A 20,419-nucleotide genomic window follows, 5' to 3' on the forward strand; every position below is an offset into this window, starting at 1 on the left:
GAGCTGTACGACGTCGCGCAAGGCACCTGGAAGACCGTGGCGTCCATGAACATGCCGCGCTACCTGCCGCACGCCACGGCGCTGACCACGGGCCGCGTGCTGGTGGTGACAGGGGAGGGCGGCTCGGGGTTGGGCGTGCTCGACTCCTCGGAGGTGTATGACGTCGCGATGAACGCGTGGACGCCCGCGGGCATCCAGTCCACGCGCAACACGCACCACGGTCTGGCCCTGCTGCCCTCCGGGCGCGTGCTGGTCGCGGGCGGCAGTGGAAGCGGCGGCGCGCGCTCCGCTGTCGACGTGTACACACCGGCGCCTTGAGCCGAGGCACACGGGGCGGGCTCATGCGCTGCCGCCTGCACCGTGTTCAGGCCCCCGCGTGCGGTGCTTCGTGCGCCGCGTCCCCGCGGGCGTAGTACGCGAGGCATTCGTCCTCGCGCCCGCGCACCACGCGTCTGCCATTGAGCGGGCCGGCGTGGGAGGTCACCACCGTGCACTGACCTTCCACGTCGCCCTGGTCGTAGTAGAGGACCACCCAGTCATCCGTGGCGTGCTGCTGGTGCGCCAGCGCCGTGTTGGAGAACAGCGCGCGGAAGTTCCAGTCGTCCACGTGCTCGCGCAGCACCGGCAGCCAGGCCTCGCCGGATGGATTGAAGCGCTTGGGCGCGATGCGACGCAGCTCCCCGTCCTCCGCTCTCCGCCGGTAGTCCGCGTCCACCCGTAGCAGCAGCGCCACGGTGGGTCGCGGTCCGTCTTCTCGCCCGTGCTCCCGTCCCCGCTCGCGCTCGCGCCGGTTGCGCCCCAGCCGCGCCGCCAGCACCTCGCGCACCTGCTCCGCGCGCCGGGGCCCGAATCCCTCCACCCGTTCCAGACGCCCGTCGTGCGCGGCCAGCTCCAGCGCCTCCAGCGTGGTGATGTCCAACGCCTCATGGATGCGCTTCGCCAGCTCCGGTCCGATGCCAGGCACGCTGGCGAGCAGGCCCTCGGGGGACGCTTCACCCTCCAGCCGCTCGAGCAGCCCCATGTGCCCCGTGCGCACCAGCTCCGCGACCGTCGCCGCGATGCTCTTGCCCACGCCGGGCAACGCCCGCAGGCCCGCCTCTCCCTCCGCCGCCAGCACCTGCGCGACAGAGTCCGGCCAGTTCGCGATGGTCGCCGCCGCCTTGCGGTAGGCCCCTATCCGGAAGGGCATCGCGTCCTGCGTTTCCAGCAGGTCCGCCACCCGCTCCAGCGCGTCCGCGATGTCGATGTTGCTCTTCCATTCGACGCCCATGGTCCCTGAAAGGTAGGGGCTCCCCGGGAGGGCGGCCACCCCGTGAGCCGACACCCGCGCACATGGCGGCCGCCCACAGGGAAAATTCCCCGCCCCGCAACCGCGCCGGGTCCACTGGGTTGGAAGGAACAGCAGGCAGTCATGCGAACCTATTCGACCTGGAGGATGACGATGCGCTGGAACAAGACGTTGGCGGTGGGTGCGGCCCTGGTGCTTTCGACGGCGTGCGGCGGGGTGGATGATCAGGAGGCGGTGGCGTCCCTGCCGGACTTCGCGGGCACGTCGCTGGAGATCAACACGAGCGCGCTCGCGCAGGACGGCGCCGCGCTCGTGGCCCAGGACCTGATGCAGGTGGAGGCGTCGCTCGACGGGCAGGGCGCCGCGATGCTGGAGGGCGCCCGCCTGGAGGTGAAGGCGCTCAACGACACGCTCCGGCAGGTGCTGGTGCCCATCGCGGACCTGGCGAAGCAGTCCGCCAACGAGCAGCCCGGCGAGGTGCTGGTGTACGGCCCCACCGACCGCGCCAACGCCACCTTCACGCTCTCCATCCGCGAGGGCACGGGTGGGCGCTACCAGTGGAAGCTGGAGGCCCGTCCGCTGAACAGCAAGGACGACGTCGCCTACAAGCTCATCGCCGCGGGCGCGCTCAAGCGCAGCGGCGACGCGCACCGCGGCCGGGGCACGCTGGCCATCTCCCTGGACAACCTCAAGGCGGTGGCCCCGGCCTACGCGGGCCAGGGCAAGCTGATGATGTCGTTCGCCCACTTCGGCAAGGGCAGCAAGTCGCTGGCGTACCGGCTGGCCAGCTTCACCCCGAACCCCGCCACGCACGAGGCCGTCACCGGCGCCTTCGTGGGACACAAGATTGAAGCCACCGGCGTCACCCGCGTGCGCGTGCTCGGCCCGTACAACCTGCCCGGCACCGCGACCTCCGCGAAGGAGAAGGTGCTCTCCTCCGTGCGCCACATCCCCGGCTCCGGTGGCCGCGTGGACGTGCGCGCCTGGGGCGGCGACATCGCTGCGAACACCTACTACGTGGGCAGCGCCTGCTGGGACTCGCAGGAGAAGGAGGTCTACCGCGTCCTCCTGCAGTGCTCGGACTCGGGCCGCCCGGAGAACTGCACGGAGGTGGCCGGCAGCCGCGTGGGCAGCTTCCAGGCCTGCCCCGCGGTGGAGCTGCGCGGCGACGTGACGCCCCCGGAGGGCACCGGCGACGCCGTGACGCCCGAGCCCGGCAACCCCGGCGCGCCGGACGACGTGCCCACCGACGTCACCCCCGACTTCTGAGCCCAGGGCGGCCCGCTCGGCGAAACCAGGCGGCCGTCACCCGGTCGGAGTGGCGGCGTTGAACACCGCCAGTTGCGCGGCGAACGCGCGCTGGTAGGCCGGGCGCGCTTCGGCGCGGGCGATATAGGCGGCGAGGTTCGGATACGCGTCGACAATGCCCGACCCCTGCGCCCTGCGCAGGACCGTCACCATGAGGAGGTCGGCCGCGCTGAAGGCGCCGTCAAGCCAGTCGGCGGCGCCGAGGTGCGCGGAGAGGTCGTCCAACCGCTTCCGGATGAGGTCGTCCAGCGCGCGCAGGCGATGCTCGTACCAGGGCTGGTCTCGCTCGAGAATCATCACCAGGCTGCGGTCGAAGATGGGCGGCTCGACCGTGTTGAGCGACGCGAACATCCACCCGACTGCGCGAGCGCGGCCATTCGCATCTTCCGGCAGCAGGCCGGCATGGCGATCCGCGATGTGGAAGACAATCGCGCCGGACTCGAACAGGGCGAGCTCGCCCTCCTCGTAGGTTGGAATCTGACCGAACGGATGCAGCGCCTTGTGCGCGGGCTGCTTCATGGCCTCGAACGACAGCAGGCGGACGTCGTAGGGCTGGCCCACCTCTTCCAGCGCCCAGCGCACCCGCATGTCCCGAGCCAGTCCCCTGCCGCGATCCGGCGAGCGTTCAAAGGCCGTGATGGTGATGGTCATGTCCTGCTCCTGGAGGTCTGGGCCGTCAGGGTAGGGCGGATGCCACCACCGCGTCCGCTTCGATTTCCACCAGCATCCGCGGGTCGATGAGCGCCTTCACCTCCACCATGGAGGTGGCGGGGCGGATGGCCGCGAACACCTCGCCGTGGGCGCGGCCAATGTCCTCCCAGCGGGAGATGTCGGTGACGTACATGCGCGTGCGCACCACGTCCTCCACCCGGGCCCCCACCGCCTCCAGGGCGGCGCGGATGTTGGCGAGCGCCTGGGCCGCCTGCCGGTATGCGTCCCCTTCACCCACGAGCTGGCCGTCCGCGTCCGTGGCGGTGGTGCCGGAGACGGACACGAAGGGGCCCGTGCGCACCGCCCGCGAGTAGCCCACCCGGGGCTCCCAGGGGGTGCCGGTGGCATGGAGGATGCGCTGCATGGCGTGCTCCGATGTGGGCCTGAGGGAGGGCTGCCCCGGAGGGCCGGAGCCCGGCCGGACCTCCAGGCGCTGCTTGCACAGCTGCAAGGAACGACCGCCCGTGATAGTTGGCCTCGGATCATGGCCAATGAGCTCGAGAGGGAGGTCGCCCGGCGACGGACCTTCGCCATCATCTCCCACCCCGACGCGGGAAAGACAACCCTGACGGAGAAGCTGCTGCTGTACGGCGGCGCCATCCATCTGGCCGGCAGCGTGAAGGCCAAGAAGGCGCGGCGGCACGCGACCAGCGACTGGATGGAGCTGGAGAAGGAGCGCGGCATCTCCGTCACCTCGTCCGTGCTCCAGTTCAGCTACCGCGACCACGCGGTGAACCTGCTGGACACCCCGGGCCACCAGGACTTCTCCGAGGACACCTACCGCACGCTGTCCGCCGCCGACGCGGCGGTGATGCTCATCGACGCGGCGAAGGGCGTGGAGCCCCAGACGAAGAAGCTCTTCAAGGTGTGCCGCCTGCGCGGCATCCCCATCTTCACCTTCGTCAACAAGCTGGACCGCTACGGCCGCGAACCGCTGGAGCTGATGAACGAGCTGGAGCAGGTGCTCGGCATCCGCTCGTACCCCATGAACTGGCCCATTGGCATGGGGCCGGAGTTCCGGGGCGTCTACGACCGGCAGGCGCGCGTGGTGCACGTGTTCTCCACGGAGGGCTCGCACGGCGAGTCGGAAGTGGCGGAGCGCTCGGTGTCCATCGACTCGCCTGAAATCAAGACGGTGCTCACGGAGAACGAGCTGGCGAAGCTCCAGGAGGACATCGAACTGCTGGACATCGGCGGGGACGAGTTCACGCGCGAGAAGTCGGACGTGGGGCAGCTGTCGCCCATGTTCTTCGGCAGCGCGATGACCAACTTCGGCGTGCGGCCCTTCCTGGACGCGTTCCTGGACCTGGCGCCCGCGCCCACGTCGCGCCCCACCACGCAGGGCCCGCGCGAGCCCACGAACCCGAAGTTCGCGGGCTTCGTCTTCAAGATTCAAGCGAACATGGACCCCGCGCACCGCGACCGCATCGCGTTCATGCGCGTGGTGTCCGGCCGCTACGTGAAGGGCATGAACGCCTTCCACTCGCGCCTGGGCAAGGAGGTGCGGCTCGCGAAGCCCAGCCAGTTCCTCGCCGCCGAGCGCACGTCCATTGAAGACGCGTGGCCGGGGGACGTCATCGGCCTGTTCGACCCGGGGCAGTACCGCATCGGCGACTCGCTGGCGGAGGGCGCGCAGGACGTGTTGTTCGAAGGCGTGCCGCGCTTCAGCCCGGAGTTCTTCGCGGTGGTGCGCTCCAAGGATCCGCTGCGCCGCAAGCAGATGGAGAAGGGCCTGGAGCAGCTGTCCGAAGAGGGCACGGTGCAGATCTTCCAGCAGCTGGCCATGGGCATGAAGGACCCCATCGTCGGCGTGGTGGGCGCGCTCCAGTTCGAAGTGCTCCAGTACCGCCTGGAACATGAATACGGCGCGAAGATCGCCCTGGACCGGCTGCCCTTCAGCCACGCCCGGTGGGTGGTGGGCCAGAACTTCGACCCGAAGTCGTTCGACTGGGAAGGCAACCGCCAGACGGTGCAGGACCGCGACGGGCTGCCCCTGGTGCTCTTCCGCGACGACTGGGCGCTCCAGCACGCCGAGGACAAGCACCCGGAGCTGAAGTTCGTCTCCGAGGCCCCGCTCCTGCGCCAGTCCGCGTCGTCCGCGACCGGCAGCTAGGTCGGCTCCAGGGCCGGGGACACCCCCCGGCCCGGCAGCGGCTTACTTGTGCGGCACCACCGTGCCGCCTCGGAAGGCGGAGTCGCGCAGCACCAGGCCCTCCTTGCAGAGTCGCGCGGCGCGGTTGCCGACGAAGAAGTCCTTCGGGTCACCCCGGCGGAAGGTCTTCTTCACGAACTCCTCCACCTCCATGTAGAGGCGGCGGAACTTGTCCGGGGCGGCGTCGCGGCGGCCCGTCTGGGACGTCACCTCCAGCTCCACCCACATCTTCCCGCTGAGCAGCTCGCCCTCTTCGTTGCGGCGCGAGCGCTCGATGAAGATGACGGGCGAGCGCACCTCGTCGATGCGCCAGAAGCCCTTGTCCGGGCCGCGCTTCACCTTGTCCACCATGGCGGGGCCAATCTCGCTGGCCACCAGGTAGAGGTCCTCCTCCGGCAGGCGCGAGATGTTGTCCGGGTTGGCCCGGAAGGGTACCCAGTCCGGCGGCACGCGCCGGGGGTAGACCTCCAGGACGTGTCGCTCCAGGTGACGGAAGAAGGCGACCTCGTCGTCGGGTGCCATGAAGAATTGGAGGATGTTGGCCATCGCGGGCGTCCTCATACCCTGGAAGCGCGCTAGAAACACAGGCCATGGACTCCTGGCTGCGCGCACGGATGCATGAGCTGAACGACCTGAACAGCGTCATCAACCTGGCTTCCTGGGACCGGGAAGTCTACCTGCCCTCCAAGGCGGCCACCGCCCGCGCCCAGCAGATGGCCACCGTCCAGGCCATCCACCACGAGCGGCTGGTGGATCCGCGCCTGGGAGAGGCCCTGGCCCGCGCCGGGGAAGGGGGCCAGGACTTCGAGGCCCTCACGCCCGACGAGCGCGCCATGGTGCGAGTCCTCACCCGAGAGCGCGACCGCGCGGTGCGCCTGCCCGCCCGGCTGGTGACCGCGCTGGCGGAGGCCCAGGGCGAGGGCCTCCAGGCCTGGCGCGAGGCGCGCACCACGAAGCGCTTCGAGCGTTTCCAGCCCGCGCTGGAGGCGCTGCTGGCCTTGCGCCGTGAGCAGGCGGACGCGCAGGGCCACGACGGAGAGCGCTACGACGCACTGCTGGAAGGCTTCGAGCCCGGCATGCGCGTGAAGCGACTGACGCCGGTGCTCACCGCGCTGCGTGAGGCGCTCATCCCCATGGTGGCCGCGCTCGGCGAGCAGAAGCGGGCCTTCCCCGCGTTCCTCTCCGGCCGCACCTACGACACCGGCCAGCAGTGGCAGTTCACGATGCGGCTGCTCAAGGCCGTGGGCTTCGACCTGGAGTCGGGCCGCCAGGACGTGAGCATCCACCCCTTCACCAACAGCGTGCACGCGCAGGACGTGCGCCTCACCACGCGCCTGGATCCGGTGTGGCCGCCGGCCGCCCTCTTCGGCACGCTCCACGAGGCGGGCCACGGCCTGTACGAGCAGGGCTTCTCCCCGGAGCACCACCGCACGCCGCTGGCGTCCGTGCCCTCCATGGGCCTGCACGAGTCCCAGTCCCGCCTGTGGGAGAACCTGGTGGGCCGCGGCCGCGCCTTCTGGGTGAGCCACTTCCCCGCGCTGAAGGAGTCCTTCCCGGAGGCGCTGGCGGACGTGGACCTGGATGGCTTCCACGCGGGCATCAACCACGTGGTGCCGTCGCTCATCCGCGTGGAGGCGGACGAGGTGACGTACAACCTGCACATCGCCCTGCGCTACGAGCTGGAGCTGGCGATGCTGCGCGACGAGCTGCCCGTGTCGGAGCTGCCGTCCGCGTGGAACGAGCGCATGCGGCGCTACCTGGGGATGACTCCCCCGGACGACACGCAGGGCGTGCTCCAGGACATCCACTGGGCCTGGGGTGAGCTGGGCTACTTCCCCACGTACTCGCTGGGCAACCTGTACGCGGCCTCGCTGTACACCGCCGCGAACCGGGCGCTGCCGTCGCTGGAGGCGGACCTCGCGCGGGGCGACACGTCGTCACTGCTGGGGTGGCTGCGCACGAACCTGCACTCGCACGGCTTCCGGCTGCCCGCGGAGGAGCAGGTGCGAGCCATCACCGGCGAGGGGCTCACGGACCGGGACTTCCTCCAGTACCTGCGCGCGAAGTACGGCGCGCTGTACGGCATCAAGCTCTAGCGCCCTCTACAGCCTCAGGCCGCGAACACCAGCGGGCGGCACGCGCGCGCCAGGTGCAGCGCGTCCCTCGCGAGCGCGTGCGCGTCCGGGTCCTGCGCCTCCAGCCACGCGGCGCGGGCCACCTGGCTGCCCAGTTCGAAGCACAGGCTGGCGGTGCGGCGCGACAGGCGGCTCTCCTTCTGGAGCGCGCGCACGTTGAGCTCGCACAGCTCCGCGCACTGGCGCAGCAGGCGCACCGCGTCGTCATCCGCCGCGACGCCCTGGGCCCTCAGACGTGCCATGCCCGCCTCGCAGGCCGTCTGGCACTTCAGGCTCGCGGCGATGCACCGGGAGACCTCGATCCGCGCCCCGCCTGTCCTGGCTCCCAACATGACCACGCCCTCCCTCTGTGCGGCGTCAAAGGTACGCACGGACGCCGTTCTCGCAACCAGCACCGGAGCCGCAGATGAGGCCTGAACACCTGCGTTCCGGGGTCATGGACAGCGAGCCGGCAAGGGATGCAGAAGCGCCGCGCACGATTCGGCCGAAGCGTACAGCAGTTGCCTCTTCGTCGTGGTGAACGTCAGCTGCCTGGCACCGGAAAGGGCTTGAGCAACGCGATCAGCTTGTCGCCATACAGCTTGATCCGTTTTTCCCCGAAGTACGGCAGCTGCGAGAGCTCCGCGACGTCCGCGGGAGGCTTCGACGCCAGCGCGTCCATGAGCGGATTGGTGAGCACCACGCTGGGCGTCACCTTGCGTGCCGTGGCCTGCTCGACGCGGAACGCCTTGAGCGCGTCCTCGCGCTTGCGCCGGTGGGGGTCGCGCGGACCCTTGGGCTCGCGGTCGAGGTCCAGTTCGCCCCGGATGGCCTTCTGCTGCTGGTCGCGGATGAGGGCGAGGATGTCGTCGCCGTGCGCGCGCACCACCGCGCCCCGCACGCCGGCCGCGCGCGCCAGGTCCTTGTGCGTGTCCGGCTGCTTCAGGGCCAGGTCGGTGATGGCCATGTTGGACAGCATGCGGCCCATGGGCACGTTGTCCTTCTCCGCCCACTCCAGCCGCCGCTTGTGCAGCTCCTGCGCGATGGCATGCGCGAGCGCGTACTGCGTCGTGCTCAGGCCGCTCTTGGACAGCTTGGGCTTGTACTCGGCGCCCGTCTCCGGCCGGGCCTCGGCCTCCGCGCACATGCGCTCGCAGTCCAGCAGCACCTCCTCCAGGATGTCCGCCTCGCGGCACGCGTCGCGCACCTGGCGGCCCAGCTCACAGAGGTAGCGCACGTCGTTGGCGATGTAGTCGCGCATGCCCTCGGGCAGGGGACGCAGGGAGAAGTCGGACTGCTGGTGCTCCTTCGGCAGCTCGACGCCCAGCCGCTCGCGCGCCAGGTCCGCCAGGCCCACCTTGGGCCACCCGAGGAGCGTCACCGCGCGGTGTGTGTCGAAGAGGCCGCGCACGCGCACGCCCGCTTCCGCCAGGAACTGCAGGTCGCCCTGGGCGGCGTGGAAGTACTTGGTGCGCCCGGGGTCCTCCATCATGGGGGAGAGCAGGCGCGGATCCACGCCCGGCTGGAGCGTGTCGAAGAGGAAGATGTCCGTGTCGGTGCCCAGCTGGAGGAAGCACAGGCGGGCGCGGAAGGCGTGCATGGCGTCCGCCTCCAGGTCCACCGCCACTTCCGGCGCGGCCTCCAGCACCCGCGTGGCGGCTTCCTCGCCCGCGCGGTCCACCACGTCCACTGCACCCTGAGGGAAGGTCGGCATCGCGGGGAGCAGGCTAGCGGACCGGCCCGCCCCTTTGACGTGTTTTTTCCCGAACCGCCGCTAGGATGGCCCCGCCGATGAACGACGCCCAACGTCTTGAAAAGAGCCTGCTTGGCCACATGGGCCGGGCCATCGCGGACTTCCGCCTCATCGAGGCCGGGGACCGCATCATGGTGGGCGTGTCGGGAGGCAAGGACTCCTACACGATGCTCCACCTGCTGCGAGAGCTGCAGCGGCGAGCCCCCGTGAAGTTCGACTTGCTGGCCGTGAACCTGGACCAGGGTCACCCGGGCTTCCCCGGTCACATCCTGGAGGGCTACTTCCAGAAGGAGGGCTACGCCTACAAGATGCTGAAGGAGGACACCTACAGCATCGTCCTGGAGAAGACCCCGCCCGGGAAGACGCAGTGCTCGGTGTGCTCACGCCTGCGCCGGGGCATCCTCTACAACGCCGCCGTGCACCTGGGCTGCAACAAGATTGCCCTGGGCCACCACCGCGACGACCTCATCCACACGATGCTCCTGAACATGTTCTTCGCCGGGAGCCTCAAGGCGATGCCGCCGCTCTTGAAGAGCGACGACGGCCGCAACGTGGTCATCCGGCCGCTGTGCTACGCGCCGGAGAAGGAGATCATCCAGTTCGCGGAAGCGAAGCAGTTCCCCATCATCCCCTGTGACCTGTGCGGGTCGCAGGAGAACCTGCAGCGCAAGCGGATGCAGAAGCTGGTGGAGGACCTGGGCAAGGAGATCCCCAACGTCCGCCAGAGCCTGCTCAACGCGATGTCGAACGTGCGGCCCACGCACCTCTTGGACAAGACGCTGAACCCGGACCCGCTGAACGCGACGGAAGACGGGCCCGCGGTCACCCCCCCCACCACCGACACGCAAGGGAGCGCCAGTCCATGGCTCGAGAGCAGGCAGTAAAGGCGCGCAAGGAGCGCAACGCGGCGCTGGTGGAGGCCATGTTGCTGGCCGCGATGGCGGACGGCAACGTGTCCCAGCGCGAGATGCAGACGTTGCTGGCACGAGTGCTGGAGCGCCCGGAGTTCGAGGGCACGCAGTCCGGTGAACTGAACCTGCTGGTGGAGACCAGCGCCGTGCGGCTGGCGGAGGCGCGCAACCTGGAGGACGTCCTCTCCTCGCTGCGCCGGCGGCTGCCGGACCACAAGAACCGGATGCTGGCCTTCGGCCTGGCGGCGGCGGTGGCGCTGGCGGATCAGCGGGCCACCCGCTCGGAGCTGGGGCTGCTGAAGACGTTCCAGGCGGCGCTGGGCATCTCCGAGGACGAGGTCGCGCAGATCATCGACGTCATCGAACAGGGGGGCAGCCTGTCGGAGGCGCTGGGCGAGCCCCTGGAGCGGCTGTTCGCGGAGGTGATGGTCCTGGTGCTGGCGGCGGACGGCCAGCTGAAGGAGGCGGAGGCGCGCGCGATGGTGGAGAGCTTCGCGGCGGATCCGCTCTTCCAGAACGTGAGCCCGGAGCGAGCGCAGGGCTTCGTGAGCGAGTCCGTGGCGGCGCTGGCCACGGACGGGCTGCCGCAGCGGCTTCATGTCCTGGCGCACGGGCTGGCCACGCACTCCCAGCGGGTGAAGGCCTACCAGCTGGCCACGAAGATCGCCCATGCGTCCGGGCGGACGAGCACCGCGGAGCAGCGGATCCTGGATCTGCTCCAGGCAACGTTCGGTCTTGCGGACGATGAAGTGGCGCGGTTGGACCAGCAGGGGTAAGCAGGGAATTGTATGACCCCGCAAGTTCCCTCTGGTTCGCGCCACTCCTTCCGTTTCGGCCTGCCGCCGTCCTTGGGCAGCGAGACGGCGCGCGAGCGTGCGGAACGGCTCGCGTCGTTCCTGCAACGCGCGTTGGGCAAGCTGGTGGAGGTGAACGTCGCCACCAGCTACGAGACGCTGGCCAAGGACCTCTTGTCCGGGCGAGCGGACGCGGCCTGGGCGCCGCCCTTCGTGTGCGCGCGCATGGAGGCCATGGGCGTGCGGGTGCTGACGCGCGGGGTGCGCCGGGGCATGTCCAGCTACCGCTCCGCGCTGGTGGGGCGGGCGGGCTCCGGGCTGACGCTGGAGAAGCTGAAGGGCGCCTCGGCGGCGTGGGTGGACCGCGATTCGGTGGCGGGCTACCTGCTGCCCAGCGCGTTCCTGAAGACGCAGGGGCTGGAGCCGTCGCGCGCGTTCGTGTCGCAGCAGTTCACGGGCTCGTACCAGGGCGCGCTGGAGGCGGTGCTGGAGGGCAGGGCGCAGGTGACGAGCGTCTTCTGTCCGCCGTCCTCCACGGGGCTCACGTTCACCACGGGCGTGGAGGACGTGCTGGGGCCGGGCATGGGCGCGAAGTTCGAGCTCCTGGCGTACACGGATGAAGCCCCCAACGACGGCGTGCCGGTGGCCATGGGGCTGCCCGCGCCGCTGGTGACCGCGCTGGAGACGGCGCTCCTGGGGTTGCAGTCCACGCCGGACGGGCAGGCGCTGCTGCGCGACATCTTCAACGCGGACCGCTTCGAAGTGGCGCCGCGCATGGGCTACCGCGCGCTGTACCGCGTGGCCCTGGCGAGCCTGTAGCCGAGCGCGGTTCCGGCGCCGCGAGGTCCGCGTCGCTCGCGGGACCCGTGGGCTCGCTTCGAGCGGAGCCCGAGGCAACCGGTCGCAGCGCTCCTTGGGTCCTACTTGTCGGAGTCGGGCCCGTTGCCGCGCACGGGGCGGCGGGCGGAGGACACGGAGCCTTCGGTGCGTCCTGTCTTCGAGGGCACCTTGGCTCCAACGGAGTCCTCCGACGCACGCACGGCCTTCGCGGCGGAGCGGCTCCCCGTCGCATCCCCGGAGGCCTTCACGGGCTTCGCCGCGGAACGGCTTCCCGTGGAACCCTCGGGCGTACGGGTCGGCTTCGAGCCATCCGCGCGCACGGCGCCGAACTGGGCGGTGGAGGACCGGCCGGTCTCCGCGCGCACGGCCTCGGGCTTCACGGTGGAGGCGCGAGCCGAGCCCGTGTCTTCACCACGCACGGCTTCGTGCTTCGCGGTGGAGGCGCGAGCCGGACCCGCGTCCTCGCGCACGGCTTCGTGCTTCGCGGTGGGGGCGCGAGCCGGACTCGCGTCCTCGCGCACGGCATCGAACTTACCGGTGGAGGCGCGAGCCTCGCCGCGCATGGCTTCGTGCTTCGCGGTGGGACGGCGCGCGTCCTCGTCATGCAGGGGCCGCGTGTCCGCGAGGCTCACGCCCGTGTTCTCCCGCGTCTTCACGGGCCGGGCCTCCGGGCGGCTCAGGCCGGAGTTCTCCTTCGTGCGCGACGTCCGCTCCGCGGTGGGCCCCACTCCGGAGTCCTCCGGGGACGCGGCGGCCTTCGTCGACGACTGGCTCACCGACGGCTCTGGCGCGCGCGGCGGCGTCTTCGCGGGGGCCTGCGCCTTGCCCGAGGACGACGTCGTCCCGGAGGCCGGTGGCTTCGCGGGCGCGGCACTGCCCGGCCGGGCCATCAGGCGCGGGTCGAAGTAGATCATCGTTGGCTCGGCCGCGAAGCGCTCCTCCTCCAGCTCGTCCGAGTACACGTCCCGCATGAACGCCGCCAGGTGCGCGCTGGTGCCGTGCAGCTTCTCCTGCTGGAGGAACTCCTCCAGCGCCAGCTGCAGCTCGCCCGCCGTGGTGAACCGGTCGTCGCGCTTGCGCGCCAACGCCTTGAAGACGATGGGGTCCAACGACTTCGGAATCCCAGGCACCGCTTCCGACGGCGGGACGATCTTGTGCCCCACGACGGCCTTGAGCGTGGCCATCTCCGTCTCGCGCTTGAACAGGCGGCCGCCGGTCAGCAGCTCGTAGAACACCGTCCCCAGGCCGAACACGTCCGAGCGCGCATCCAGTGGCTCACCCCGCGCCTGCTCCGGGGACATGTACGCGTGCTTGCCCTTGATGGTGCCCACCACCGTCTGCGACAGCTTGCCCTGCGCCTTCGCCACGCCGAAGTCGATGAGCTTCACGCCGCCGTTGAAGCCCACCAGCACGTTCTGCGGCGACACGTCCCGGTGGATGAGCGACAGCTTCCGGCCGGACGGGCTGCGCGCGTTGTGCGCGGCATCCAGGCCCGCCGCCGCCTCCGCGATGATCCGGCATCGCAGGCCCAGCGGAAACCCGCCCGGGTGCGCCGACGCGCGGGGCACCAGTGAGCCCAGCGGCTCGCCGTGCACGTACTCCATGGCGATGTAGTACTGCCCGTCCACGTCCCCCATCTCGTAGATCTGCGCGATGTTGGGGTGGTTGAGCAGCGCCGCGATGCGCGCCTCGTCCAGGAACATCTGGAGGAACTCGTCGTCCTCCGACAGGTGGGGCAACAGCCGCTTCACCACCAGCAGCTTCTGGAACCCTACGGGCCCCTTCTGCCGGGCCAGATAGACGGCCCCCATGCCGCCGGTGGCCAGCTTGCGCAGCAATTCATAGCGGCCGAACGTTTCCACTCCGGCCGTGACGATAGCCGCGTCAGCGCGGATCTCAAAAGCCCGGGCTTCCGCAAAAAAACGCGAACCGGGCCGGCCCCCCTGTGGGACCGGCCCGGCCGCGCTGCGTCACGAACCCGTCAACCTAGGGCGTGGCGGCGCAGATGCTGCGGTAGCGGATCTCCACGGACTGCCCCGGGGTGGGCACGGAGCCCGCCGCGAAGATGACCGCGTTGCGGACCGGGTCGTAGGTCCACTGATCCGCACCCAGCGTGCGGCCGTTCACGCGCACGCTCATCTCCGCGGTGCCATCCGGCGTCGCGGTGAGGTGGAAGTCCGCCTGCGGCTCACCGGCCTGCTGGATGATGGGGTCCAGGAACCCGCGGTAGTCGCCCTCGCAGATGGAGCCCACGGAGCCGCCCGTGCCCTGGGCCACCGCTGCGAAGCGGTCCGCGCTGGAGCCCGCGGTGGAGCAGGACGTCCCGTTGGGGACGAGCGCGTGCAGGTTGCTGCGCTGGGACATGCCCGTGCCCTTCAGCGTCTGGAGGAACTGGATGTAGCTGTCCGGTCCGAAGCCGGAGTGGTCGTCCTCGTCCGCCAGCACCACCACCGCCATGCGGGCGGCAGCGCGGGTGAAGCCCAGGTTGCCGTCGTTGGGCTGCGGGGTGCGGACGTCGTCGGCCTGCTCGGACAGCGGAGCGGACAGGCCCTGGCGCATCGTCTCCAGGCCCTGCACCAGGTTGTGGCACAGGCCGACCTCCAGGTTGGACTGGATGGTGGCCGCCGCGTTGGCGCTGTTGCCGGACACCACGCGGGCGCGGCTGCCGTCCACCGGGAAGAGCCGGCCGGCCTCACCGCCGTTGGCGCCGCCGCCGCACAGCCCCTGGCGCTGCACCAGGCCCGTGCTGGTGACGCCCACGCGCACGTCCACGTTCAGCTCCTTCGCACGCGCGAGCCACCCGGGGACCGCGTTGCGCAGGCGCTGCTGGTAGGTCTCCATGGTGGTGGTGTTGGAGACCACGAAGAGCACGTCCAGCTGGCTGTCGGTGCCCTGCGTGAAGCGGTCCACCTGGATGCCCTCGTGGTTGGTCTCCGCCAGCATCGGGACGAGGAAGCGGTTCGCCTCCGTGTCCGTCTGGAAGTACAGCGGGCTGTAGTGCTGGCCCAGCACGTTGCGGGCGTAGTCCACCTCCATCTCGAAGCCCTCGCCGGGCTGGAGCGTGATGGGCGCCGTCACCGGCGTGAGCAGGGAGAACTGCTTGGACGTGCCGTTGCCGATGATGGCGTCCGACACGGTGAGCGGCTCGCTGCAGCGGTTGGACAGGAACGTCTTGCGCGGCTTCGCCGGGCAGTCGTAGCGGATGGGCCCGAAGTCCACGAAGGACGGCGTGGCCACCAGGCACGACGGGTTGGACACCGCGTGGATGGGCAGCGTCACCGTGGGGTGGGCCGGGTTGTTGACGGTGAGCATCAGCTCGCCGTTGAACTCGCCGCCCGTGGTGGGCGCGCGGAAGGCGATCATGGAGCTGAAGGCCGTGTCGTAGAGCACCACGCCGCCCGTGATGGGACCGCCCGGCATGGTGAACACGCCGCCGCCGTCATTGGACAGGTGCACGTTCTTGATGGCGCACTCGGCCCGGCCCGGGTTGCGGAAGTAGAAGCCCAGCACCGCGCCGCGGCCCGGCACCACGTTGGCGAACTCCAGCGACGGCTGCGGCAGCAGCTCGTACACGCAGGGGCCGGACGTGCGGGCGCGGCCCGTCAGCGTGATGGCGCGCTCCGGCGTGAACAAGTCGTTGGACTGCACGTAGAGCGTGGCGGTGAAGGTGCCCTCGTTCTTGGGCTCGAAGTAGATCTTCAGCTCCAGCGCGTCGTCGCCCGGGTCGATCTGCAGACCGTTGGACTCCAGCGCGGGCCAGGTGCCGGCCTTCCAGGGGTAGTTCTGCGTGCCGCGCGTGGGCGTGGCCACGTCGAACTGCACCGCGTCGCCATCCGCGCGCACGCCGGTGAAGGTGAGGGGGCCGTTGCTGCCCGCGTTGGTGATGCGGATGACCTGCTCCACCTTGCCGCCCACCGGCAGCTCGCCGAAGTCCAGCGCCACCGGGGCCACGGCCAGCGTGGGACGGCCACCGCGCGCGTCCAGCATCACGCGCGACTCACGCGCCTTGTCGGACGCGTACGCCACGGTGAGGTTGCCCACGTTGGGGCCGGAGAAGCGCGCGGCGAACTCCATGCGCATCTCCACCACCTCGTTCGGCTGCACCGTGGCGCCCTCCGGCTTGGACAGCGGCGAGAAGGCCCGGTCGCTGGTGGCCAGCGCGGAGATGGTCACCGGGCGCCAGGTGACGTTGCGCGCGCGGGTGAAGGACTCGGTGCGCTCGTGCACCGGAATCTCGTCGAAGGGCACGGGCGCCGGGTCGAACACGAAGGCGCTCGCCACGGAGTTGCCCTTCAGGTCCACCACGGACGGGGTGCACGTCTCGCAGGAGACGACCTCCAGCCGCGCGCCCATCTGCCCCAGCGCACGGGGCAGGTACCTCGTCTTCACCACCTGCGTGCTGTTGGGCGGCACGGTGATGGTGTCCGCGGTGAACGGATCCGCGCTCTCGCCCGCGACCTTCAGGGTCAGCGGCAGGTCCACCGGGTTGGTGACGGTGACTTCCAGCGTGCGGTCGCTGTCCACCTCCAGCGTCTCGTAGTCCAGCACCGGCGGGTTGACGCCGATGCGCGTGGGCGTGCCCAGGCCCATGACGGGCAGCTGCTGGAGGGCGCCCACGTTGGCGTCCGTCGTCACTCGCAGCGTCTCCTCCACCGGCCCTTCTCCCAGCGGATGGAAGCGCACCTTGACGACGTGCGACTCGCCCGGCGGCACGCGGCCGCCGCCGTCCTTCAGCTCCACCTGGTAGGACGGGTTGTTGCCCAGCCCCAACGCCTCCAGCGCGGAGAAGGGCACGTAGCCGACGTTGCGGATGCGGACCTCCTTCTCACGCCACTCGCCCACCGGCACCTCGCCGAAGTCGAGCGCGTCCACGTCCAGCACCGCCGTGGCCTTCACCCCGCGCGTCTGGTCCTCTTCGTGACACGCCATCGTCCCTGCCACCAATGACGCCAGCAGGACGATCCGACCCCTCCACCCCATCACCATTGTCCGCTCCCCACCCTTCCCCACCACACGCACACGGATGCCCGGGACACGTGATCCATCTCGGGCTTCCCCTAATCAAGACCCGTGCCGCGCGTAGGGGTTGCTCAGGTGCCCAGGGAAATCAGGGACTTGGCGGACGGTCCAGCGACCAAGTGAGCGCTGGAGGGAAGAGAGGTGCCCTGGAGGGTGAAAGGTTTTTCCTGACCCTTTGCCAAGGAGCACCCCCAACTTTTCAGGTCATGAACCCGACGCTTCGGGCACCGGGACGCCCGCGTTCGCGGCGATGAAGGCCGCGATCGCGGCGGCGATGGCTGCGGGCTGCTCCAGGTGCACGTGGTGGCCGCCTTCGAAGAGGCGAGGCGGACCGGCCAGCGTGCGCAGGGCGGCCAATCGCCCCTCCAGCAGCTCCGGGGCGGGGGACAGGCCTTCCGTGCCGCGCAACAGCTGCACGGGGCAGGTGACGGCGGCCTCCAGCGCCAGCCACTGGGCCTCGTCGTAGCCCTGGCCGAAGCGGCGGCGGTGGCGTGGGTCGAAGGTGAAGGCGAAGTCGCCCTCCGGCGTGCGCCGGGTGCCATGGCGGGCGAAGAGCAGCGCCGCGTCCGGGGAGAGGGTGGGGTTCGCCTGACGCAGGCGCTCCGCGGCGGCCTCCACGGTGGGGTAGCGCTTGCGGTTGGGGGGCCGGCGCGCGTCGTCCAGGAAGCCGCGCAGCCGCTGCACCGCGCCCGTGGGCGGACCACCGGAAGGCCCCAGGCTTTCGATGAGGGTCAGGCTCCTGACGCGCTCCGGGCGCGCGGCGGCGTACGCGAGCGCGACGATGCCGCCCAGCGAGTGCCCCACCAGGTGCGCCGGCGGCAGGGCCAGCCCGTCCAGGGTGGCCTCGATGTCCAGCAGGTGGTCGCTGAAGTGGTACGCGGCGCCGGGGCCGGCGTGGCCGCTCTCGCCCATGCCGCGAAAGTCGAGCAGCACCGTGCGCCAGGCTTCGGGCAGGTGCTCGCAGAGCGGATCAAAGCTGTGGGAATGGTCCAACCACCCGTGAAGCATCAGCACGGCGGGGGCGCCCTGGGGGCCACGCTGCCGCACGTGCAGCGGCAGCCCTTCTGCGTCGACGGTGAGGGATTCGAATGCGGCGGCGGGCACGGGTGTCTCCTCGTGCCTTCACGCCTTACTCCGTCCCCCCGGGTGCTGGCGACCCTACGCGACGGTGCTGGACGACGACGCCGCCGGGCGCGGCGGGCCGCCGGTGTCCGGCTTGCCGAGCACCATGGCCAGCTGCCGGGCCTGGCTCTCCGTGGCGCAGCGGTACTCCTGGGTCTTGCCGTTGGGGCGGTCGATCCGAATCACCCAGACGTCATTCTCCTTGGTCACCACAGGCGCTTGAGACATGCATTCCCTCCGTGTTCAGAAGAGAAAGCATCCTTCGTGCCGACCTCATGGAATGAGCCAAATGCCTGATTTCCGGCCGTCTCCCACGCCCGGCGACCGAGCAGGTGACAAAATTCGTTCAGCGATGCGACAAATTTCGGGCGCCCGGGTCGCACTCCTTGCGTAGTCCCCCAGGGCAACCCTGAGTCGTTGGGATGACAATCATGGGTCGGCGGGGTCCGGCCACTCCCACGCCGAGCGGTAGCCGCCGTCCGTCTGGGTGCCTTCGATGAAGCGCGCGTAGAAGGGGTGGCTGCTGAGGGTGGCGGAGTCGCCCACGACGAACAGGTGCCGGCGGGCGCGGGTGAGGGCCACGTTCATGCGGCGCAGGTCGTTGAGGAAGCCCAGCTGCCCCCCACTGTTGGACCGGGTCATGCTCACCAGGATGGCGTCCTTCTCCCGTCCCTGGAACGCGTCCACGGTGTCCACCTCCACCTCCGGGTGCACGGCCTCCAATGCCTCGCGCAGGTGGCGGGCCTGGGCGCTGTACGGGGCGATGACGGCGACCTCGCGCGGAGCCAGGCCCAGTGCCAGCAACTGGCGCACGCGGGCGATGACGTAGGTGGCCTCGCCCGGGTTGAGGAGGGAGTGCGTGGTGGGCTCCTCCTCTTCGTCGAAGCCCTTGCCCGCGGTGTCCAGGTAGAGCACGGGCGGTGCGTCCACCTCCGCGCCGGCGTTGAGCACCCCGGGCAGCGTGCGGTCCGCCACGGAGGGGTGGGCGCGCAGCTCGCCGCCGTACATCTCCTGGGAGGGGAAGGCCATGATGGCGGCGTTCATCCGGTACTGCTCGCGCAGCATGCGCTTCACCTCGTCGCCGTGGTCCTTGAGCAGGCGCTCGAAGAGGCTCGTGCCCAGGCCCGCCTTGGAGGCCTCCTGTGACAGCACGGTGGGCGGCAGCTGCTGCGGGTCTCCGGCGAGCACCACCTTGGGCGCGCGCAGGAAGCCCAGCAGGGCCAGCGGCTCGGTGGCCTGGGTGGCTTCATCCAGGAGCGCGCGGTCGAACTCCTCGCCCGCGAGCACTCCGGAGCCCAGGCTCGCGAGCGTCACGCACACCACGTCCGCGCGAGCGAGCACGGCCCTCACGGCCTTCTTCTCCAGCTTGCGTGCCTCGTCCATCAGGTCCTTGGCTTCGGCCGTGGACGAGCGGGCGTTGGAGAAGCGCTCGCGGCTGCGGCCCTGGTTGCGCTGGCGCCGCGCGTAGCCGAAGAGGTCGAAGGCCTCATCGAACAGGTCGCGGCTGACGACGCGGTCCGGGTGCTCCTCCACCACGATGTCCAGCGTGTGCTCCTGCAAGCGGGCGGCGACGCGCGCGGGGTGTCCCACGCGGATGGCGCGCAGGCCCTGCTCCAGGCACAGCTCCAACAGGTGGTCCACCGCGGCGTTGCTGGCCGCCGTGCACAACAGGCGCTCGCCGCGCGCGACGGCCTGGGCCGCCACCTCCGCCAGCACGGTGGACTTGCCGGTGCCGGGCGGGCCGTGGATCAGGAAGAAGTCCTCCGCGGCGAGCGCGCGCTTCGCGGCGTCCTGCTGCTCCGGGTTGAGCGGGCGGGTGGGGGTGAAGTCCTTCGTGTTGTCGAAGCGCGGGGGCTCGTTGCCCAGCAGCACCTCGCGCTTGTGTCGCTCCTGGCCCTTGTCCATCGCCTTCACGCGCTGGAGGCCCGCGCGCACGCGCTCGTAGGTGACGTCGTTGGGGACGACGTCCAGGCGCAGGAGTCCTTCGGACAGGTAGGCGGGCGGCTCGCGATCGAAGGCCAGCTGGATGCGCGTGGAGGTAGCGCGCGACACGAGCGCCTTCGCCGGGTCCTTCACCTCCGCGCGGCGGGGCAGCACCGCCACCAGGTCGCCGTTGGACACGCGCGTGGGCAGCTTCCCCCGGTCCGCGCGGGCGAGCGTGAGGAGGATGCGGCCGCCCAGGCCCACCTCCTCCTCGACGGTCTCCAGGTCCAGCACGGACAGGCCCTGCTCTTCACGCTCGCGCAGGGTGAGCCCCTGCGCGAGCGAGGTCATGCGAGCCTTCTCGGCCTCGCGCTCCTGGGCGAGCAGCGAGCCGAGCTTGTCGAAGAACGAAACGTCACGGGCCATGCCCCGGTCATGCCATCCCGGGGCGCCCGCCGTCACGGCCCGTGTGCCGGACTGTCCA

Annotated in this window: 17 protein-coding genes and 1 pseudogene; 7 read left to right on the top strand and 11 right to left on the bottom strand. The window is 70.5% G+C overall.

Going from position 1 to position 20,419, the window contains the following annotated elements:
• Positions 1-318 (top strand): annotated as a pseudogene (locus D7Y11_RS43410) (kelch-like protein); the annotation flags it as partial.
• Between the two features lie 46 nt (positions 319-364).
• Here the strand turns inward: D7Y11_RS43410 and D7Y11_RS45215 are convergent.
• A complete protein-coding gene (locus tag D7Y11_RS45215) occupies positions 365-1,270 on the bottom strand; it encodes a helix-hairpin-helix domain-containing protein (protein WP_126935020.1) in 906 nt (301 codons plus the stop codon).
• A 141-nt stretch (positions 1,271-1,411) separates the two neighbouring features.
• On the opposite strand from D7Y11_RS45215, the gene D7Y11_RS25645 reads away from it, so the two are divergent.
• Entirely contained in the window at positions 1,412-2,557 is a 1,146-nt protein-coding gene (locus D7Y11_RS25645; RefSeq protein ID WP_126935021.1) for a hypothetical protein, read from the top strand.
• Positions 2,558-2,593: 36 nt separating this feature from the next.
• On the opposite strand, the gene D7Y11_RS25650 is transcribed toward D7Y11_RS25645, so the two are convergent.
• Together D7Y11_RS25650 and D7Y11_RS25655 are read right to left on the bottom strand one after the other, a co-directional pair.
• A complete protein-coding gene (locus D7Y11_RS25650; protein ID WP_120577504.1) occupies positions 2,594-3,247 on the bottom strand; it encodes a glutathione S-transferase family protein in 654 nt (217 codons plus the stop codon).
• A 25-nt stretch (positions 3,248-3,272) separates the two neighbouring features.
• Complete coding sequence (locus tag D7Y11_RS25655) at positions 3,273-3,671, bottom strand: RidA family protein (RefSeq protein ID WP_121753151.1); 399 nt, start codon at positions 3,669-3,671, stop codon at positions 3,273-3,275.
• Between the two features lie 120 nt (positions 3,672-3,791).
• Here D7Y11_RS25655 and D7Y11_RS25660 point away from each other — a divergent pair, with 120 nt between their 5' ends.
• Complete coding sequence (locus D7Y11_RS25660) at positions 3,792-5,420, top strand: peptide chain release factor 3 (protein WP_121753149.1); 1,629 nt, start codon at positions 3,792-3,794, stop codon at positions 5,418-5,420.
• Between the two features lie 42 nt (positions 5,421-5,462).
• Here D7Y11_RS25660 and D7Y11_RS25665 read toward each other — a convergent pair whose 3' ends face one another.
• On the bottom strand, positions 5,463-6,005 hold the full coding sequence (locus tag D7Y11_RS25665; protein ID WP_120577487.1) for a hypothetical protein: 543 nt from the start codon (positions 6,003-6,005) through the stop codon (positions 5,463-5,465).
• A gap of 44 nt (positions 6,006-6,049) precedes the next feature.
• Between D7Y11_RS25665 and D7Y11_RS25670 the strand changes: the two genes are divergently transcribed.
• The gene (locus D7Y11_RS25670; RefSeq protein ID WP_120577486.1) at positions 6,050-7,555 is read left to right on the top strand and encodes a carboxypeptidase M32; all 1,506 of its coding nucleotides are present in this window, start codon (positions 6,050-6,052) and stop codon (positions 7,553-7,555) included.
• 14 nt (positions 7,556-7,569) lie between these two features.
• On the opposite strand, the gene D7Y11_RS25675 is transcribed toward D7Y11_RS25670, so the two are convergent.
• Entirely contained in the window at positions 7,570-7,926 is a 357-nt protein-coding gene (locus D7Y11_RS25675; RefSeq protein ID WP_120577485.1) for a hypothetical protein, read from the bottom strand.
• A 191-nt stretch (positions 7,927-8,117) separates the two neighbouring features.
• Entirely contained in the window at positions 8,118-9,287 is a 1,170-nt protein-coding gene (locus tag D7Y11_RS25680) for a ribonuclease D (protein WP_120577484.1), read from the bottom strand.
• 65 nt (positions 9,288-9,352) lie between these two features.
• On the opposite strand from D7Y11_RS25680, the gene ttcA reads away from it, so the two are divergent.
• Genes ttcA through D7Y11_RS25695 form a run of 3 tightly spaced genes read left to right on the top strand, consistent with a single transcriptional unit; the run spans position 9,353 to position 11,850 of the window.
• Complete coding sequence (ttcA, locus tag D7Y11_RS25685) at positions 9,353-10,210, top strand: tRNA 2-thiocytidine(32) synthetase TtcA (protein ID WP_120577483.1); 858 nt, start codon at positions 9,353-9,355, stop codon at positions 10,208-10,210.
• Entirely contained in the window at positions 10,189-11,013 is an 825-nt protein-coding gene (locus D7Y11_RS25690; RefSeq protein WP_120577482.1) for a tellurite resistance TerB family protein, read from the top strand. The genes ttcA and D7Y11_RS25690 overlap by 22 nt, the downstream gene beginning before the upstream one ends.
• 12 nt (positions 11,014-11,025) lie before the next feature.
• Entirely contained in the window at positions 11,026-11,850 is an 825-nt protein-coding gene (locus D7Y11_RS25695) for a phosphate/phosphite/phosphonate ABC transporter substrate-binding protein (protein ID WP_121753146.1), read from the top strand.
• Positions 11,851-11,951: 101 nt separating this feature from the next.
• Here D7Y11_RS25695 and D7Y11_RS45220 read toward each other — a convergent pair whose 3' ends face one another.
• The 5 genes from D7Y11_RS45220 to D7Y11_RS25720 form a co-directional block, all read right to left on the bottom strand.
• The gene (locus D7Y11_RS45220; protein WP_304988681.1) at positions 11,952-13,733 is read right to left on the bottom strand and encodes a serine/threonine protein kinase; all 1,782 of its coding nucleotides are present in this window, start codon (positions 13,731-13,733) and stop codon (positions 11,952-11,954) included.
• A gap of 124 nt (positions 13,734-13,857) precedes the next feature.
• Entirely contained in the window at positions 13,858-16,857 is a 3,000-nt protein-coding gene (locus D7Y11_RS25705; protein ID WP_126935022.1) for a choice-of-anchor D domain-containing protein, read from the bottom strand.
• Between the two features lie 237 nt (positions 16,858-17,094).
• Positions 17,095-17,994 carry an alpha/beta fold hydrolase gene (locus D7Y11_RS25710; protein WP_126935023.1) on the bottom strand — a complete coding sequence of 300 codons (900 nt, stop codon included), beginning with the start codon at positions 17,992-17,994 and terminating at the stop codon, positions 17,095-17,097.
• Between the two features lie 54 nt (positions 17,995-18,048).
• Positions 18,049-18,240 carry a hypothetical protein gene (locus D7Y11_RS25715; protein WP_120579346.1) on the bottom strand — a complete coding sequence of 64 codons (192 nt, stop codon included), beginning with the start codon at positions 18,238-18,240 and terminating at the stop codon, positions 18,049-18,051.
• A 201-nt stretch (positions 18,241-18,441) separates the two neighbouring features.
• Positions 18,442-20,361 carry an AAA domain-containing protein gene (locus D7Y11_RS25720; RefSeq protein ID WP_120579345.1) on the bottom strand — a complete coding sequence of 640 codons (1,920 nt, stop codon included), beginning with the start codon at positions 20,359-20,361 and terminating at the stop codon, positions 18,442-18,444.
• Positions 20,362-20,419 lie beyond the last annotated feature (58 nt).

The sequence above is a fragment of the Corallococcus sp. AB018 genome (assembly GCF_003986945.1).
Classification (GTDB): Bacteria; Myxococcota; Myxococcia; order Myxococcales; family Myxococcaceae; genus Corallococcus; species Corallococcus exiguus.